The sequence below is a fragment of the Nocardioides sp. GCM10030259 genome, assembly GCF_042666375.1.
Taxonomy (GTDB): Bacteria; Actinomycetota; Actinomycetes; order Propionibacteriales; family Nocardioidaceae; genus Nocardioides.
On sequence record NZ_JBHTDF010000018.1, the window covers coordinates 641,801 to 658,655 of the forward strand.

General features: G+C 74.2%; 15 protein-coding genes. 13 read left to right on the forward strand and 2 right to left on the reverse strand.

Translation table 11 applies throughout. The features are described 5' to 3' along the window. Window positions 1–77: 77 nt before the first annotated feature. The 3 genes from hsaA to ACFQQI_RS16200 all read left to right on the forward strand — a co-directional run bounded on the left by hsaA (window position 78) and on the right by ACFQQI_RS16200 (window position 2,775). A complete protein-coding gene (hsaA, locus tag ACFQQI_RS16190) occupies window positions 78–1,247 on the forward strand; it encodes a 3-hydroxy-9,10-secoandrosta-1,3,5(10)-triene-9,17-dione monooxygenase oxygenase subunit (RefSeq protein ID WP_378565465.1) in 1,170 nt (389 codons plus the stop codon). Between the two features lie 95 nt (window positions 1,248–1,342). Continuing rightward, a complete protein-coding gene (locus ACFQQI_RS16195; RefSeq protein WP_378565468.1) occupies window positions 1,343–1,942 on the forward strand; it encodes a TetR/AcrR family transcriptional regulator in 600 nt (199 codons plus the stop codon). A 62-nt stretch (window positions 1,943–2,004) separates the two neighbouring features. After that, window positions 2,005–2,775 carry an SDR family oxidoreductase gene (locus ACFQQI_RS16200; protein ID WP_378565471.1) on the forward strand — a complete coding sequence of 257 codons (771 nt, stop codon included), beginning with the start codon at window positions 2,005–2,007 and terminating at the stop codon, window positions 2,773–2,775. A 7-nt stretch (window positions 2,776–2,782) separates the two neighbouring features. Here the strand turns inward: ACFQQI_RS16200 and ACFQQI_RS16205 are convergent, their stop codons facing one another. Next, complete coding sequence (locus ACFQQI_RS16205; protein WP_378565474.1) at window positions 2,783–4,432, reverse strand: class I adenylate-forming enzyme family protein; 1,650 nt, start codon at window positions 4,430–4,432, stop codon at window positions 2,783–2,785. Between the two features lie 176 nt (window positions 4,433–4,608). On the opposite strand from ACFQQI_RS16205, the gene ACFQQI_RS16210 reads away from it, so the two are divergent. From ACFQQI_RS16210 to ACFQQI_RS16250, 9 genes are all read left to right on the forward strand, one after another. After that, entirely contained in the window at window positions 4,609–5,367 is a 759-nt protein-coding gene (locus ACFQQI_RS16210) for an SDR family NAD(P)-dependent oxidoreductase (RefSeq protein ID WP_378565477.1), read from the forward strand. Between the two features lie 138 nt (window positions 5,368–5,505). After that, window positions 5,506–7,119 carry an ABC transporter substrate-binding protein gene (locus ACFQQI_RS16215; RefSeq protein ID WP_378565480.1) on the forward strand — a complete coding sequence of 538 codons (1,614 nt, stop codon included), beginning with the start codon at window positions 5,506–5,508 and terminating at the stop codon, window positions 7,117–7,119. A gap of 17 nt (window positions 7,120–7,136) precedes the next feature. Beyond that, window positions 7,137–8,531 carry an amidase gene (locus ACFQQI_RS16220; RefSeq protein ID WP_378565483.1) on the forward strand — a complete coding sequence of 465 codons (1,395 nt, stop codon included), beginning with the start codon at window positions 7,137–7,139 and terminating at the stop codon, window positions 8,529–8,531. A gap of 9 nt (window positions 8,532–8,540) precedes the next feature. Continuing rightward, complete coding sequence (locus tag ACFQQI_RS16225; RefSeq protein WP_378565486.1) at window positions 8,541–9,263, forward strand: sulfite exporter TauE/SafE family protein; 723 nt, start codon at window positions 8,541–8,543, stop codon at window positions 9,261–9,263. A gap of 66 nt (window positions 9,264–9,329) precedes the next feature. Further along, a complete protein-coding gene (locus ACFQQI_RS16230) occupies window positions 9,330–10,553 on the forward strand; it encodes an NADH:flavin oxidoreductase (protein ID WP_378565489.1) in 1,224 nt (407 codons plus the stop codon). Between the two features lie 60 nt (window positions 10,554–10,613). Continuing rightward, complete coding sequence (locus ACFQQI_RS16235; protein WP_378565492.1) at window positions 10,614–11,357, forward strand: hypothetical protein; 744 nt, start codon at window positions 10,614–10,616, stop codon at window positions 11,355–11,357. 32 nt (window positions 11,358–11,389) lie between these two features. After that, window positions 11,390–12,529 carry a steroid 3-ketoacyl-CoA thiolase gene (locus ACFQQI_RS16240; RefSeq protein WP_378565495.1) on the forward strand — a complete coding sequence of 380 codons (1,140 nt, stop codon included), beginning with the start codon at window positions 11,390–11,392 and terminating at the stop codon, window positions 12,527–12,529. Beyond that, on the forward strand, window positions 12,526–13,143 hold the full coding sequence (locus tag ACFQQI_RS16245) for a PaaI family thioesterase (RefSeq protein ID WP_378565498.1): 618 nt from the start codon (window positions 12,526–12,528) through the stop codon (window positions 13,141–13,143). The genes ACFQQI_RS16240 and ACFQQI_RS16245 overlap by 4 nt, the downstream gene beginning before the upstream one ends. After that, window positions 13,133–14,656 carry an acyl-CoA carboxylase subunit beta gene (locus tag ACFQQI_RS16250; protein WP_378565501.1) on the forward strand — a complete coding sequence of 508 codons (1,524 nt, stop codon included), beginning with the start codon at window positions 13,133–13,135 and terminating at the stop codon, window positions 14,654–14,656. Before ACFQQI_RS16245 ends, ACFQQI_RS16250 begins: the two co-directional genes overlap by 11 nt. Before the next feature lie 11 nt (window positions 14,657–14,667). Here ACFQQI_RS16250 and ACFQQI_RS16255 read toward each other — a convergent pair whose 3' ends face one another. Then, window positions 14,668–15,516 (reverse strand): IclR family transcriptional regulator, encoded by an 849-nt coding sequence (locus tag ACFQQI_RS16255; RefSeq protein WP_378565504.1) that lies wholly within the window; start codon window positions 15,514–15,516, stop codon window positions 14,668–14,670. Window positions 15,517–15,656: 140 nt separating this feature from the next. Here ACFQQI_RS16255 and ACFQQI_RS16260 point away from each other — a divergent pair, with 140 nt between their 5' ends. Continuing rightward, on the forward strand, window positions 15,657–16,847 hold the full coding sequence (locus ACFQQI_RS16260; RefSeq protein WP_378565507.1) for an acyl-CoA dehydrogenase family protein: 1,191 nt from the start codon (window positions 15,657–15,659) through the stop codon (window positions 16,845–16,847). Window positions 16,848–16,855: the final 8 nt, after the last annotated feature.

A 16,855-nucleotide genomic window follows, 5' to 3' on the forward strand; every position in this document is an offset into this window, starting at 1 on the left:
GTCGCGCCGCGCAGGCAGGAGTCCCACTGACCGGAAGACCCGGGCGCCCGCCGGGGCCGCTCGCGGATCCTGTCGGCATGTCTCCCGCCCCCGTCCTGGACCGCGTGCAGGACCTGCTGCCGGGCATCGCCGCGCGGGCGCAGGCGACCGACGAGGCCCGCGTGGTGCCCGCGCGCACCATCGCCGAGCTGCGGGACGCCGGGGTGTTCCGGATGCTCCAGCCCGCGCGCCTGGGCGGGCTCGAGTCCGACCCGGTCGAATACTTCCGCGTGGTGCGCGCGGTCTCCGGGGCGTGCGGCTCGACGGGCTGGGTGACCGGCGTGGTCGGCGTGCACCCGTGGCAGGTGGCGCTCTTCCCGGACGCCGCGCAGCAGGACGTCTGGGGTGCCGACCCCGACGTGCTGATCTCCTCGGCGTACGCGCCCGTCGGGCGGCTGGTGGCCGTCGACGGCGGGTTCGAGCTGAGCGGCCGGTGGGGCTTCTCGTCGGGGTGCGACCACGTCGGCTGGGCGCTGATCGGGGCGATGCGCTCCGGGGACGACGGACGCCCCGTCGACTTCGTGACCTGCCTCGTGCCGCGGAGCGACTTCGAGGTCCTCGACGTCTGGGACCCGGTCGGCCTGCGCGGTACAGGGAGCAACGACCTCGTCGTGGATGGCGCGTTCGTGCCGGCGCACCGCGTCCTGCGCAACTACGAGCACTCCCAGCTGCGCGGCCCCGGCCAGGAGGTCAACCCCGGGCCGCTCTACCGGCTGCCGTTCGGCGCCATCTTCACCTCCGCGATCGCCACGCCCGTCGTCGGCGCGGTCGCCGGCTGCTACGAGGCGTACGTCGCTGCGATGCGCGACCGGATCCGGCTCAGCCTCGGTGGCGGGCGGTTCGCCGAGGACCAGTTCGCGCAGGTGGCCGTGGCCCGGGCCGCGTCCGAGATCGACGCCGCGGTGCTCCAGATGGAGCGCAACATCGCCGAGCTCTACGCCGACGCGGTCGAGGGCAGGGAGATCCCCGCCGAGCTTCGGCTGCGCACCCGCCGCGACCAGGTGCGGGGCACCGAGCGCGCCCTCGAGGCGGTCGACATCCTCTTCAAGACCGCGGGCGGCAGCTCGCTGGCCCGGGGCAACCCGATCGAGCGGGCGTGGCGGGACGCCCACGCCGGCTCGGTGCACGTGGCCAACGACGTCGAGCGGACCCTGGCGCTCTACGGCAAGGGCGTCTTCGGGCTGACCGTCGAGGACACCCTGGTCTGAGCCCGGCCGTCCCGCTCACCGGTAGCCTCCTGCGCGCGGGCCCGCCGTACGGACCACCATCGACCCCAGGGCCGCGTTGTGAGGGAGACGACCACGTGCCGAGGATCGGGACCGGACGCGAGCCGGCCGAGCCGAGCTCGCCGGAGCAGCGGGAGCGCTACGTGCGCATCCTGCGCGCCGCCGTACAGCAGGGCAGCGAGCTGCCGCTGGAGCGGGTGCAGATGCTGGACGTCGCCCGCCTGGCCGGCGTGGCCATCGCGACCCTCTACCGGTACTTCCCGTCCAAGCAGCACCTCTTCACCGCCGTGATGCAGGCCCAGGTCGAGCGCCTGGACGAGACCACCCCGGACCGGCGCGACGACCAGGCGCCCGACGCGGCGATCGCGGACGTCCTCGTCGCCGCCGGCGACGGCCTGCTGGACCGGCCCCTCCTCGCCCAGTCGATGCTCCAGTCCAACAACGCGATGGTCGCGGCCAACGCCGCCTCCGTGACGAGCCCGTTCGCCGACCTGCTGCTGCGTGCGGGTGGCGTGACCGAGCCCGCGGAGCACGACGTCCGGCTGATCCGGCTCGTCGAGCAGGCGTGGTACGGCATCGTCATCTCCGCCCTCAACGGCCACATCGACCGCGCCCAGGCCGCCGAGGACACGCGCTTCGTCTGCGGCCGCCTGCTCGGCGACCTGGGCCACGGCTGAGCCTCCCGGTCACCGGGAGCCGGCGAGCACCGGCCGGCCCGTCCGCGCCTAGCGTGCCCGCCATGCCTCGTCGCGTCGTCGTCACCGGTTCGTCCTCCGGCATCGGCCGGTCGCTCGCGCAGTCGTTGCGCGCCGACGGTGCGGAGGTCGTCGGCGTCGACCTCGCCGGCGCCGAGATCGACGCCGACCTCGCCACCGAGGACGGCCGGTCGGCCGTCGTCGACGCCGTCGGCGACCTCGGAGGTCTCGACGCCCTCGTGACCTGCGCGGGTACGTCGAACCCCTCGGCGCTGATGGTCCGGCTCAACTACTTCGGCAGCGTGCTGCTGGCCGACCGCCTCCGGCCGTTGCTCGCCGCGTCGTCCTCTCCCCGCGTGGCTCTGGTCGGGTCGATCTCGGGCACGCAGCCGACCGATGCCGGCCTCGTCGATGCCTGCCTGGCCGATGACGAGGCCGCCGGCGTCGACCGCGCGGACGAGCTCGTGCGGGCGGGCGACCCGCACCGCATCTACCCGTCGACGAAGTCGGCGCTCGCGCAGTGGGTCCGTCGTACGGCGGTGGCCCCGGGCTGGGCGGACGCCGGCATCGCGCTGAACGTCGTCGCGCCCGGGGTCGTGCTGACCCCGATGAGCGCGGGCCTCGTCGACGACCCGCGCATGCGGGCCGTCATGGACGCCGCCGTCCCGATGCCGCTGGGCGGGTACGCGCCGCCCGAGGCGGTCGCCCGGGTCCTCGCCTTCCTGGTGTCCCCGGAGACCACGCACCTCACCGGCCAGGTGCTCTACGTCGACGGCGGCGCCGAGGTCACCCTGCGGCCGGCCGACCGCTTCTGACCCGTGATCAGGGCCTGACGGCGGTGCGGATGACCTTGCCGGTGGCGTTGCGCGGCAGCGGCTGCTCCGTGATCCGCCAGTGCGCGGGGAGCTTGTAGTAGGCCAGCTGGCCGGTGAGGTGCTCACGCAGGTCGTCGGCGGTGAGTGCGTGGCCGGGCCTCGGCACCACGACCGCCGCCACCTCCTGGCCCAGGTCGTCGTGCGAAACGCCGACCACGACGACCTCCGCGACCCCGGCGTGCTCGGCGATCGCGCCCTCGACCTCGGCGGGGTAGACGTTCTCCCCGCCCCGGATGATGAGGTCCGAGCGTCGCGAGCTCAGGCGCACCCGGCCCTGCTCGTCCATGGTGCCGATGTCGCCGGTGTGCAGCCAGCGGTCGGCGCGGATCGCGGCATCGGTCGCCGCCGCGTCGTTCCAGTACTCGCGCATCACGTAGGAGCTGCGTACGCAGATCTCGCCCTCGGTGCCGGCGGCGACGGGGCCGCCGTCCAGGCCGCGGATTTCGACCTGCACGCCGTGGATCGGCCGGCCGAGGGTGCCCGGCGCCTCCTCGAGGTCCATCGGGGTCGCGACCGCGATCGCCGTCGACGACTCGGTGAGCCCGTAGGAGTCGACGAGCGCGCTCGCGAAGGGCAGCCCGTCGCGCAGGCGCTGCTTCAGCGCCGGGGAGGAGGGCGCCGAGGCGAGGGAGAAGGCGACGAGCGACGACGTGTCGTAGCGGGTCACGTCCGGGTGCTCGAGCAGCCGGGTCGCCATCGTCGGCACGGCACCCCAGTGGGTGACGCGCTCCTGCTCCACCAGCCGCAGCACCGCGTCGGCGTCGAAGGCGCCGATGTGGAGCACAGCCGCGCTGCCGGTGGCCAGCCGCGGTACGGCGAGGTTGTGCAGGCTGCCGATGTGGAAGAGCGGCATCGCCAGCAGGTAGCGGCGGTCGCGCGAGTCGGTCGGGTCGCCGAAGGCACGGGCCAGCGCGTCGTTCATCCGGTGGTACTCCACGACCGCGAGCAGGTTGCGGTGCGTGTGCACGGCGCCCTTCGGCCGGCCCGAGGTCCCGGACGTGAAGAGGATGACGGCCGGGTCGTCCTCGTCGACGTCGGCCGACGGCAGCGGCGCGTCGGGGTGCGCGGCCGTCAGCCGCGGCAGGTCCGCCTCGATCGAGAGCACCGGGACCTCGATCCCGGCCTGGTCCAGCTGCCGGCGGCGACGCTCGTCGGCGACCACGAGCACCGGAGAGGTGTGCTCGATGCCGTAGGCCAGCTCCCGGTCGCTCCACCAGGCGTTGACGCCCACCGCGACGGCGCCGATCGAGACGGTCGCCCAGAAGGTCGTGATCCAGGCCGGCGAGTTGGCCGCCGCGATGGCCACCCGGTCGCCGCGGCGTACGCCGAGGTCGGTCAGTGCCTGGGCCAGGGAGGCGACCCGGGCGGCGTGCTCCGCGAACGAGACCCGCTCGGTGGCGGTGACCAGGTAGTCGCGGTCGCCGTGCTCGATCGACGCGGCGACCAGCTCGTGCAGCGCACGGTGGCGGTGCGCGAACACCGGGAGCCGGGCGCCCAGGACGTCGTCCTCGACCAGCTCGAAGCGGCCGCCGGGACCGGTCAGGCTGCCGAGCACGGCCGCGGCGGCGGCCCGGGGGTCGGTCACGGTGGTGTTCATCTGGCTCCTCGGGTGGTCCGGGCGGCTGGCGCCATCAGTCTCCGCCGTCCGCCCGCGCCCGGACCGACCGACCTCCCGCTGACCGGGACGGCCCCCGCGGGTGCCGCCGGTGCCTCGCGGATGATCGCCGCGACCGAGCCGCCCGGGCGGCCACGCGACGCAGGAGGACGACCGACATGGGCACGCTGGACGGGCAGGTGGCGATCGTGACCGGCGCCGGGCAGGGCGTCGGCCAGGGCATCGCCCTCGCCCTCGCGGGCGAGGGCTGCGCGGTCGCGGTGCTCGGCCGTACGGCGGGCAAGCTCGAGTCGACCTGCGCGCGGCTGCGCGAGCTCGGGGTCAAGGCCGAGCCGTTCGCCTGCGACGTCGCCGACACCGACGCCGTGCCGGAGGTCGTCGCCGCCGTCGTCGACACGTTCGGCCGCCTCGACGTCCTCGTCAACAACGCCTACGCGGGAGCCTTCGGCCCGCTGCTGTCCCTGAGCGACCGCGCCTTCCGCAAGGGGTTCGAGACCGCGCCGTTCGCCGCCTTCGCGTTCATGAAGGCCTGCCACCCGCACCTGGAGGAGACCGGTGGCTCGATCGTCAACCTGGTCACCTCGGCGATGGTGCGCTGGGACGCGACGTCGTACGGCGCCTACGCGGCGTCGAAGCAGGCGTTGCGCGCGCTCACCCGGACCGCGGCGGTGGAGTGGGCGAGCGACGGGATCCGCGCGAACTCCATCGCGCCCCACGCGATGACGCCGGCGCTCCAGCACTGGGCGGAGAGCAACCCCGAGGAGGCCGCGGAGTTCGTCGCGACGATCCCGATGGGGCGGATCGGGGATCCCGAGGCGGACATCGGCCGCGCCGTCGTGGCGCTCGTCGGGCCCGACCTGCGCTACCTGACCGGTGCGACGATCCCCCTCGACGGCGGCCAGGCGTTCTTCGGCTGAGCCGCAGGACAGGTCTCCCACTGAGCGGGAGACGGGCACCCGGATGAGACGGCGATCACCCTTGACTGTCCACGCCTCCCGGCCTCGGGGGCAGCGAGTGCGGGCCACCCGGCCCCCCACGAAGGGACACCTCAGATGATGCGACGACGCAGGTACCGGGCGGGCGGCGTGGCCGTCGCCCTCGGCCTGGCGCTGCTGGCGACGGGCTGCTCGGCCGCCGAGGGCGACGGGGAGAAGAGCTCGACGGAGGTCGCCGAGATCACCCTCCGCGAGGGCTACATCAACGGCGGCGACGCCGCCGACGGCGACCCGGTGGAGGGCGGCACCCTCAACATCAGCGACTACTCCGAGGCGCGCAGCCTCGACCCGAGCGTGACCGTGGCGCACGGCAGCTCCGGCGGCAACGCACTCGCCGCCGTCTACGACCTGCTGGTCCGCTACAACCCCGAGTCGGGGGAGTTCGAGCCCTGGATGGCGGAGTCGATCGAGAGCAACGACGACCACACCGAGTGGACGCTCGTCCTGAAGGACGACGTGACGTTCTCCGACGGGTCGCCCGTCGACGCGGCCGCGGTGCTCGGCAGCATCGGCTACTACATGAAGAACGGCGGGTCGGACGCCGGCATGCTGGCGACGTTCGTCAAGGGCATGGAGCCGGTGGACGAGCGGACCGTGAAGTTCAGCCTCACCCAGCCGTGGACGACCTTCCCGTACATGCTGGCCCGTGGTGCGGGCATGGTGATGGCTCCGGCGGCGTACTCCGGCGACGAGTTCGAGCCCATCGGGGCCGGGCCCTTCGTGCTCGAGGACTACGCGCCCGCGGAGGAGCTCGTGCTGGCCAAGCGCGACGACTACTGGAACGGGTCGCCGCACCTGGACGAGGTGCGCTTCACCTGGGTCGACAGCGACGACGCGCGTCGCGACGTGCTCGACAACGGCCAGTCCGACCTGGTGCACGTGCGCTCGGCGGTCCCGGTCACCGAGCTCGCCGCCGACCACGCCGGCTACGTGAACATGTCGAACCTCGGCGAGGTCGTCATGATCAACAACCGTGAGGACCGGCCGGGCGCGGACCCGCGGGTGCGCGAGGCGATCGCGCTGGCGATCGACGTGGCGGCGTACTACCAGCGCACGGCCGACGGCAAGGGGCTGCCGTCGAAGAAGGTCTACGGCGAGAGCTCGCGCTGGTACGACGACGCGGTCGAGCCGATCGCCGACGACGTCGAGAAGGCCAAGGCCCTGGTCGAGGAGGCGAAGGCCGACGGGTTCGACGGGTCGATCAACTACGTCGGCAACTCGAGCGCCAGCGGCCGCACCCAGGCGCTCACCCTCCAGGCGATGCTGGAGAGCGTCGGGTTCACCGTCGAGAGCGAGCTGCTGCGCAGCGTCGCCGACCAGATCGAGCGGCTGTACGTCACCCACGACTTCGACGTCGCCCGGTCCGGTGCGTCCTCGACGGAGATGGGCCCGTTCGAGGGGCTCTTCGCGGTGCTGTCCTCGAAGTCGTACCTGAACTCCGCCGGCTACGCGAACCCGAAGATGGACGCGCTGCTCGACGAGCTCCAGGGCGCGCCCGACGACGAGACGCGGGCGGCGACCCTGGCGAAGATCGAGAAGCTGTTCGTGGCCGACGTGCCGGTGGCGCCGCTCGGGGCGACCGCGGGCCTCTACGCCTGGCAGGGCGGCGTCCACGGGGTGTCGGTCTCGGCTGACCAGCTGATGCTGCTCGGCGGGGCCTGGAAGCAGGACTGACGCAGGTGGGAGAGCACATGGACGCGATCGGGACCGCCGCGGCGATCCGCGCAGGGACGACCTCGGCGCGGGAGGTGGTCGAGGCCGCCATCGCCCGGATCGAGAAGCACGACCCCGAGCTCAACGCGGTGGTCGGCCGGCGGTTCGAGGCGGCCCTCGACGAGGTGGCGGCCGGGCTGCCCGACGGTCCGCTGCGGGGCGTCCCGGTGCTGGTCAAGGACCTGAACGCCGACGTGGCCGGGCTGCCGAGCACCCGCGGCAGCCGGCTGTGGGCCGACAACGTCGCCGAGCGGGACAGCGAGCTCGTCGCGCGCTACCGCCGGGCCGGGATGGTGGTGCTGGGCACCACCAACACCCCGGAGCTCGGCAAGAACGCGAGCACCGAGCCGCTGCTCTTCGGCCCGGCCCGCAACCCGTGGGCACCCGGCCGGTCGCCGGGTGGCTCCAGCGGCGGGTCGGCGGCGGCCGTGGCGGCCGGGATGGTCCCGGTCGCGCACGGCAACGACGGCGGCGGCTCGATCCGGATCCCGGCCTCCATGTGCGGGCTGTTCGGGCTCAAGCCGAGCCGGGGACGGGTCTCGCCGTACCCCTACGCGAACCTGCTCGCGTCGCCGGTCAGCATCAACCACGCCCTGACCACGTCGGTGCGCGACAGTGCCCTCCTGCTCGACGTCGTCGCCGGCCCCGTGCCCGGGGACGCGTACGGCGCGCCGGGCGGCTCGTTCCTCGACGAGGTCGGGTGCGACCCGGGTCGGCTGCGCGTCGGCGTGACGACCACCCTGCCCGTCGACCTCCCGACGCACCCCGACTGCGTGGCCGCCGTCGAGCGCGCCCGCGCCGTGTGCGAGCGCCTCGGCCACGAGGTCGTCGAGGTCACGCTCGAGTACGACGCCCCGGCCGCCATGGCGGCGTGCGGCATGGTGATGGGCGCCTCCCTCGTGACCGCGGTCGACACGCGCCTGGCCGAGCTCGGCAGGCCGCTGGCCGACGACGACCTCGAGCCGTTCACCCGCGTGCTGCTCGATCACTACCGCTCCTCGACCGCCGCCGAGCTGTCGGCCGCGCTCCAGGTCGCGGAGGAGACCGGGTGGCGGGTGGGGGCGGCGTTCCGCGAGGTCGACGTGCTGCTGATGCCGGTGCTCTCCCAGCCCGCCCCGGTCCTGGGCACCCTGGACACGACCCGCCCCGAGGTGATGTACGAGGTCGGGACGGTCTACTCGTTCTTCACCTCGCTCTTCAACGTCACCGGGCAGCCGGCGATGTCGGTGCCGTTCGGCACCGACGACACCGGGGTCCCGGTCGGGGCGCAGTTCGTGGCCGACCTCGGGCAGGAGGGGCTGCTCCTCCGGCTGGCCGCCCAGCTCGAGCAGGCCGCGCCCTGGCCGCGCCACGCCCCCGGCTTCGGCGACTGAGGTGACGCGGTGACCGTCGCCCTCGTCGCGGCGGTCGCCGTGTGCGGCCTGGCCGCGGCCGCGCAGGCGGTCACCGGATTCGGCTTCGCCCTCGTGGCGGTCCCGCTCCTCGCCCTCGTCGTCGGGCCGGTCGACGCGGTCGTCGCGACCACCCTGGCCGGGCTGGTCCTCACGACCTGGTCGGCCCGCGCCGAGCGGCGGTACGTCGCCGTCGGCCCGGCGACGCGGATGCTCGTCGGGGGCGTGCTCGGCCTGCCGCTGGGGCTCGTCGCCCTCGACCGCCTCGACGCCGACGCCCTGCACGTGCTGATCGCCGTCACCGTCGGGGTGCTCGCCGTCGTGCGCATGCTCGGGCTCTCGGCGCCGGCCGGCCCCCGGGCGCAGTGGGCGGCGGGCGGGGCGAGCGGTGCGCTGCTGGCGTCGACCGGGATGAACGGCCCGCCCCTGGTGCTCGTCCTGGACGGCAGCGGCCTCTCGCCGCGGCGGCTGCGCGCCACCCTCCAGGCGGTCTTCTGGAGCCAGGACCTGGTCGCCGTGGCGGCGTTCACCGCCCTCGGGCTGGTCGGCGGTCGCGTGCTCGTGGTCGCCGCGGCGGGCGCGCTCGCCGTACCCCTGGGGTGGCGGCTCGGCGACCTGGTGTTCGCCCGCGTGCCCGCCGAGCGCTTCCGCACCGTCCTGCTCGGCTCCCTGGTCCTCGCCGCTGCGGCGTCCCTGGGGAGCGTGCTGGCCTGACCACGCCCTCCCGGTCACCGGGATGCATCCGGGCGGCGCCGGACCCGGGCTGCCTAGCGTGCGCCGGTGACCGTGACAGCACCCGACGTCCTCAGCCCGGCGACCCTCGGCCCGGTGCGACTGCGCAACCGGATCATCAAGGCGGCGACGTACGAGGGGCTCAGCCACCGCGGCCTCGTCACGCGGGACCTGGTCGACTTCCACGTGGGCTACGCCCGCGGCGGGGTCGGGATGACGACCGTCGCCTACTGCGCGGTCGCGAAGGAGGGCCGGACCGACCGGCACCAGGTCCACTGGCAGGACGAGGCGCTGCCCGGCCTGCGGCGGCTCACCGAGGCGGTGCACGCCGAGGGCGCGGCGGTCTCCGCCCAGATCGGCCACGGCGGCCCGGTCGCGAACCCGAAGGCCAACGGCCTGCCGGCACTCGCGCCCAGCAAGCACTTCCACAGGACGACCATGAGCTACGCGCAGCCGATCGACCGGGCCGGCATCGCCCGCGTCGTCGAGGCCCACGCCGAGGCCGCGCGGCGCGCGATCGACTGCGGCTTCGACGCGATCGAGGTGCACCTCGGCCACAACTACCTGATCAGCAGCTTCCTCAGCCCGCGGCTGAACCACCGCGACGACACGTACGGCGGGTCCCTGGAGAACCGGGCGCGGTTCGCGCGCGAGACCCTGCGGGCGGTGCGCGAGGCGGTGGGCGATCGGATCGCGATCGTCGTGAAGATGAACATGGACGACGGCGTGCCCGGCGGCTTCTGGCTCGACGAGGCGATTCCGGTGGCCCAGTGGCTCGAGGCCGACGGCTCCTGCGACGTGCTGGAGATGACCGCCGGCAGCTCGTTGCTGAACCCGATGTACCTCTTCAAGGGAGAGGCGCCGATCGAGGAGTTCGCGGCGGTCATGCCGCAGCCGCTGCGGCTCGGCGTCCGGCTGGTCGGGAAGCGGTTCATCCGCGAGTACCCCTACCGCGACACGTTCCTGCTGGAGGACGCGCGGCAGATCCGGTCCGCGGTCTCGCTGCCGATGGTGCTGCTCGGCGGCGTCACGGACCGGGCGTCGATGGACGTCGCCATGGCCGAGGGCTTCCAGTACGTCGCGATGGCCCGGGCCCTGCTGCGCGAGCCGGACCTCGTCGACCGGATCGCGAAGGACGCGACCACGCCCTCGCTGTGCATCCACTGCAACAAGTGCATGCCCACCAACTTCACCGGCACCCGGTGCGTGCTCGTGGACCGCACCACGACCCGGCGCGAGACGTGGGGCACGCCGGACGGCTACGTCTCCTGACCCGTAGTTAGGACGGATCGTCATATTCCGTTCAGGCATAACTCGGGCTAGGTTCGGGGCATGCTGACGGTGACACCGGGAGAGACCACGCCGCTGGTCGTCGGGCACGAGGGCCGGCGCTACACGATGACCGACTACGTCGGGCGCCACGGCGGCGAGCGCGACCGGGCCGGCGGCCCCGACGGCCGCCAGGCCTACCTCGTCCACCAGCAGGCGCCGGAGCTGCGGGCGCACTTCCACGAGGTCGACCAGTTCCAGGTCGTGCTCGACGGCGAGGGCACCCTCGGGCGCGACCGCGCGGTCCGCGGCGTCGTCCACTACACCGACGCCTTCACCAGCTACGGGCCGATCCGTACCGACCCGGCCGTCGGCCTGGCCTACTTCACCCTGCGCCGGCGGGCCGACGTCGGCATCCACTACATGCCGGACGAGCGGGAGCTCCGGCGCCGGATGGCCGCCGTGGCCGGCGAGCACTTCACGATCGAGCTCGACTCCGACGCCCTGCAGGAGGGCCGCCTGCACGAGGTGGCCGGCACCCGCCGCGGCGCCCGCGCGTACGGCGTCCGCCTGTCCGCCGGGACGCGGCTCGCCCCGACCGGCGCGGGCGACGGCTACCTCGTCGTGCTGGCCGGCGCGCTGTCCCTCGACGGGGCGGAGCTGCCGGCGGGCAGCCTGGTCGGGTTCGACCGCCTCGACGAGCTCGCCGGGCTGGCCGGGCTGGCCGGCGTGGACGACGGGCTCGCCACCATCGTCACGTTTCCGGCCAGCGGGAGCGACGGCCCACGAGCGCCATCGGTTGCCTAGGTTCCGAGGACCACCCAGTCCCAGGAGGCCCCGTGTCCACCGCCGTCGTCGTCGATGCCGCCCGTACGCCGTTCGGGCGTCGCGGCGGCACCCTGTCCGCGCTGCACCCGGTCGAGCTGCTCGGCCACGCCCAGCGGGCCGTCCTGGAGCGAGCGGGCGTCGAGCCGAGCGCCGTCGGCGAGGTCGTCGGCGGCTGCGTGACCCAGGCCGGCGAGCAGTCCGGCAACGTCACGCGCACCGCGTGGCTGCACGCCGGACTGCCTGAGAGCATCCCCGCCACCACGATCGACGTGCAGTGCGCCTCCGGCCAGCAGGCCGTGCACCTGCTTTCGGCGCAGATCACTGCCGGCGCCATCGACGTCGGCCTCGCCTGCGGCGTCGAGGTGATGTCGCGCGTGCCACTGCTCGCCAACGTCGGCGAGGGCGCGCCGTACGGCCGTCCCCGCCCGGAGTCGTGGGCGATCGACCTGCCGACCCAGTACGTCGCGGCCGAGCGGATCGCCGAGCGCCGCGGCTTCACCCGCGAGCAGGTCGACGCGTTCGGCCTGCGCTCCCAGCAGCGCGCCCGCACCGCGTGGGACGAGGGCAGGCTGGACCGGCAGGTGCTCCCCGTGAAGCTCCCCGACGGCACCGTGGTCGAGCGCGACGAGGGCCTGCGCGAGACGAGCGCCGAGGCGCTCGCCGGCCTGCGGCCGGTCGTCGAGGGCGGCCTGCACACCGCGGGCACGGCCTCGCAGATCTCCGACGGGGCGACGGCGGCCGTGCTCATGTCCGAGCGGAAGGCCCGGGACCTCGGGCTCCGGCCGCGCGCCCGCATCCGCCACCAGGTGCTGGTGGGCGGCGAGACCCGCTACCTGCTCGACGGGCCGATCCGCGCGGCCGACGCGATCCTCGCGCGCTCCGGGCTGTCGGTGGCCGACATCGACCTCTTCGAGGTCAACGAGGCGTTCGCGTCGGTCGCGATGTCCTTCGCCCAGGTGCACGGCGTGCCGGACGACAGGCTCAACGTCAACGGCGGCGCGATCGCGCTCGGCCACCCGGTCGGGGCCACCGGCGTACGCCTGCTCGCGACGATCGTCGACGAGCTGGAGCGCACCGATGGGCACTACGGCCTGATCGCCACCTGCGCCGGTGGCGCGCTGGCCGTCGGGACCCTGGTGGAGCGGCTGTGACGGCCGTGATCGAGACCGCGGACCCGGCCGAGGTGCCGGGCCTGGCGGCCCTGACGGACGAGGTGCGGGCCCTGGTGCTCGCGGCCGGGACCACGGAGGTCGCTGATGCCGACCTCCCGGAGATCGCCGGTCTCGTCGCGGACCTGCGTGCCCGGCTGATGTCGCGCAGCCGGGCACGCATGGTCCGGGCGCCGTTCGAGGGACCGATCCGCGCGCGGGAGGCCGGGGAGCCCTATCGGCTCTCCGCCTTCAACCCGTTCGGCGTCCCGCTGGTCGTCCGCTTCGACGCGGACGGCGACGGCGCGATCGCCGAGCTCACGGCCGACGCCCGCCACGAGGGCCCGCGCGACCACCTGCACGGTGGCGTCTCCTCGTGGCTGATGGACTGCATGCTCGGCATCCTCATCCAGGCCCGCGGCCGCCGCGGGGTCACCGCGAAGCTGGACATGCGCTACCTCCGGCGTACGCCGCTCGACGCGCCGCTGCTCCTCGGCTCGCGGATCACGAAGGTCGACGGCCGCAAGGTGTGGGCCGAGGGCTGGATCGAGCACGACGGCGAGCGCACGGTCGTCGCGGAGGGGCTCTTCATCGAGGTGGAGGCCGATGTCCGCTGACGAGGCGGAGAACCGCGAGGCCTGGCAGCCGCTGCTGGCGGACCTCGAGGCCCGGCGCGCCCGCGGCCGCGCGATGGGCGGTGAGGAGAAGCTCGCCCGCCGCCGTACGCCGGGCCGGCTCGACGCCCGCGCCCGGATCGCCGCGATCTGCGACCCGGGCAGCTTCTCCGAGATCGGCGTGCTCGCCGGCGACGGCGAGACGCCCGCCGACGCGTTCGTCGCCGGCCTCGGCCTGGTCGACGGCCGACCGGTGTACGTGGGCAGCGAGGACGTCACCGTCGCCGGCGGCTCGATCGGCACGGCCGGCGCGACCAAGCGCGCGCGGCTGCTGGCCCTGGCCCTCCAGGAGCGGGCGCCGGCGGTGCTCGTGCTCGAGGGCGCCGGCCACCGCGCGACCAACTCGCTGACCCCGCACCGGCCCGCGCCCAACGACCTCCAGGCCCTCGCAGACCTGGCCGGGCTGGTGCCCGTGGTGGTGCTGGTCGCCGGGCCGTCGGCCGGGCACAGCGCGCTCGCCGCCCCGCTCGCCGACCACGTGGTCCTCGTCGAGCCGCACGGCTGCCTCTTCGCCGCCGGCCCGCCGCTCGTGGCCGCCGCAACGGGGGAGCGCACCACCAAGGAGCAGCTCGGCGGCGCCGACGTGCACGCCGTCGCCTCCGGTCTCGTCCACGAGGTCGCCGCCGACGACGATGCAGGCGCGCAGGCGGTCCGCCGCTACCTCTCCTACCTGCCGTCCAGCGCGTGGCAGCACCCGCCGGTGCACGACGGCGGCGACACCGGCGAGCGCACTCTCGACAGGCTGCTCGACGTCATCCCGCCCAACCCGCGCCGCCCGTACGACGTCCGCGAGGTGCTCGCCGAGCTCGTCGACGCCGGCAGCCTGCTCGAGGTCGCGCCCCGTCACGCGGCCTCGCTCGTCACGGCGTACGCCCGCCTCGGGGGCGAGAACGTCGCGATCGTCGCCAACCAGCCGGCCGTCCTCGGGGGTGCCCTCGACGTCGCGGCGGCGGAGAAGGGGGCGCGATTCGTCGAGCGCGCGACCGCTTTCCACCTGCCGCTGGTGCAGCTCGCCGACAACCCGGGCGTGCTCGCCGGCACCGCCTCGGAGCGCGCGGGCATCCTGCGCGCGGGCGCCCGGCTCTTCGCCGCGCAGCACCGCGCCGACGTGCCGAAGCTCCACGTCACGATGCGCAAGGCGTTCGGCTTCGGCAGCTCGGTGATGGGCCAGAACGCCTTCGACCACCAGACCGTCTCGCTGGCCTTCCCCGGCGTGACCCTCGGCGGCATCCCCGCCGGTGTCGGCGCCTCGACCTCCGGCGCGGACGACACCACCCGCGACGCGCTCGTGGCGGCCGAGGGCTCCGGCCCCTGGCGGCTCGCCTCGACCGTGACGTACGACGACGTCATCGACCCGCGCGAGCTGCGCAACGCGCTGCTCGGCGTCCTGCGCACGCTCGGGTCGCGGCGCTCCGCCGTACCGACCCCGACGACCCGGTCCGGCTACCTGCCGTGAGCGGGCGCGGGCTACGCCGAGATCGTCGGGCTGGTGGCCGGCGACTGATGACGCCGACCGGCCTGCATCTCCTGACCGATGCGGCGCGATGCCGCGAGCACCAGGGGAGCAGAGAGCTCGGGCCGGAAGGGCTCTGGGGCCGTGACGCCGATCGCCGCCCGGGCCTCGCTGAGCCCGGGGACCGGAGCGGCGGCGGCCGCGACCTGGATCGGCGAGGAGTCGGCGTGCACGAGCACGAGGCCGTTTCGGGCGCGGGCCGTCGCGAGCTCCTGGTGGAGCCGCGGCAGGTCGCGCACCGGTCCGCGGGGCGGGTCGTTGGCGTAGAGCGCGTCGACCTGCTCGGGCGGCAGGGTCGCGAGCAGCGCGCGGCCCATCGCCGTGTGGTAGGCGAGCACGCGGGTGCCGACCCGCGACGGCAGCTGGTCGGCCTCGATGCCGCCGACCTTGTCGAGGTAGTAGAGGTAGGCGCCCTCCAGCACGCCGAGGTGCACGGCCGCGCGGGTGCGCCGGTGCAGGTGGTTGAGCATCCGGGCCGCGACGCTGCGCAGCTCGGCGTACTCGTGCCCGCCGGTGCCCGACATGGTGCGCGCGCCCAGCGCGTGGGCCCGCGTGCCGAGCCGGTAGCCGCCACGGCTGTCGTGGACCAGCCAGCCGAGCTCCACCAGCTGCGTCACCAGCCGGAACGCGGTGGACCGCGGCAGGCCGGTCTCGGTGGCGATGTCCTCCAGCAGGCAGACCTCGGACCCGCTCATGAAGAGGTCCAGGATCGAGGTCGCCCTCGCCAGCACGGACGGCCGGCTCCCGCCGGTCTCCTCGGGCACCAGCCGGGGCCCCTGGTAGGCGTCTTCTACAGCCGTCATCGCCTCGCTCCTCGCTCCCCCGACTCAGGCAACCTAACATTTGCTTGGTTGATTGGGGAGACTGTCGTCACACCTTGACGACGACGGTGTGGTCGGGTTTCATGCATATGCCGATTAGGAATAGTCCGAATGGAGGACACATGGACTTCGCGCTCGACGCCGAGCAGCGCGCATGGCTCGAGGAGGTCCGCGGCTTCCTCCGTGACAACGTCACCGACGCCCTGCGTGCGGAGCTCGCCGAGCACGACCTCGAGCTCCCCAACGGCGAGGTCGCGGCGTTCCGGCGCCGGATCGGCGAGAAGGGCTGGTTCGGCCTCAGCTGGCCCGTCGAGTACGGCGGCCTCGGCCTCGGTCCGGTCCACCAGCTCCTGCTGATGAGCGAGTTCGAGTACTGGGGCGTGCCCGGTCCCGACCTCACCGTCACCTCGGTCGCGCCGATGATCATGCGGCACGGCACCGAGCGCAACAAGCAGGAGTTCCTGCCGCCGATCGCGCGCGGCGAGATGATCTGCGCGGTCGGCTACTCCGAGCCCGGCGCGGGCACCGACCTCGCCAGCCTCCGCACCCGCGCGGTGCTCGACGGCGACGCCGAGACCGGCGAGTGGGTCATCAACGGCTCCAAGATCTGGAACAGCGGCGCCCAGCGCTCCACGCACGAGTGGCTCTGCGTGCGCACCGACCCGGAAGCCCCGCGCCACAAGGGGATCTCGGTCGTCATCGTGCCGATCGACCACCCCGGCGTCACCGTCCGCCCGCTCATCGCCTGGTCGGGCTACCGCACCAACGAGGTCTTCTTCGACGACGTCCGCGTGCCCGCCACCAACCTGGTCGGCGAGGTCGACCAGGGCTGGCGCTACATCACCGGCGCCCTCGACCTCGAGCGCGGTGCGCTCACCAACGCCGGCGACCTGCGCCGCGCGGTCGACGACCTGCTCGAGCTCGCGCGCACGCCCCGCGAGGACGGCGTCGTGCCGGCGTCCGACCCCGCCGTACGGCGCAGGCTGGCGGGCCTCGACGCCGACGTCGAGGCCGCGACCCTGATGGGCTACGAGGCCGCCTCGATGCTGGCCGACGGCGTGATCCCGAGCATCGAGGTGAGCGTCGAGAAGGTCTTCACCAGCGAGCTGCGCCAGCGCATCGCGACCGTCGCGCTCGACCTGCTCGGGCCCGAGGGGCTGCTCGCCCACAACAGCGCGGGCGCGCCGCTGGCCGGGAAGTTCGAGCGGCTCTACCGGGCGGCACCGCTGCTGCGGTTCGGCGCCGGCACCAACGAGGTGCTGCGCGACGTCATCGCGCAGCGCGGCCACGGCATGCCGTCCTACGGACGCTGACGAGACGA

Coding starts and splice junctions, on each gene's coding strand:
- ACFQQI_RS16255 (WP_378565504.1), bottom strand. CDS start 15,516: ATGACGGCTGTAGAAGACGCCTACCAGGGGCCCCGGCTGGTGCCCGAG.
- ACFQQI_RS16250 (WP_378565501.1), top strand. CDS start 13,133: ATGTCCGCTGACGAGGCGGAGAACCGCGAGGCCTGGCAGCCGCTGCTG.
- hsaA (WP_378565465.1), top strand. CDS start 78: ATGTCTCCCGCCCCCGTCCTGGACCGCGTGCAGGACCTGCTGCCGGGC.
- ACFQQI_RS16220 (WP_378565483.1), top strand. CDS start 7,137: ATGGACGCGATCGGGACCGCCGCGGCGATCCGCGCAGGGACGACCTCG.
- ACFQQI_RS16260 (WP_378565507.1), top strand. CDS start 15,657: ATGGACTTCGCGCTCGACGCCGAGCAGCGCGCATGGCTCGAGGAGGTC.
- ACFQQI_RS16205 (WP_378565474.1), bottom strand. CDS start 4,432: ATGAACACCACCGTGACCGACCCCCGGGCCGCCGCCGCGGCCGTGCTC.
- ACFQQI_RS16215 (WP_378565480.1), top strand. CDS start 5,506: ATGCGACGACGCAGGTACCGGGCGGGCGGCGTGGCCGTCGCCCTCGGC.
- ACFQQI_RS16210 (WP_378565477.1), top strand. CDS start 4,609: ATGGGCACGCTGGACGGGCAGGTGGCGATCGTGACCGGCGCCGGGCAG.
- ACFQQI_RS16235 (WP_378565492.1), top strand. CDS start 10,614: ATGCTGACGGTGACACCGGGAGAGACCACGCCGCTGGTCGTCGGGCAC.
- ACFQQI_RS16200 (WP_378565471.1), top strand. CDS start 2,005: ATGCCTCGTCGCGTCGTCGTCACCGGTTCGTCCTCCGGCATCGGCCGG.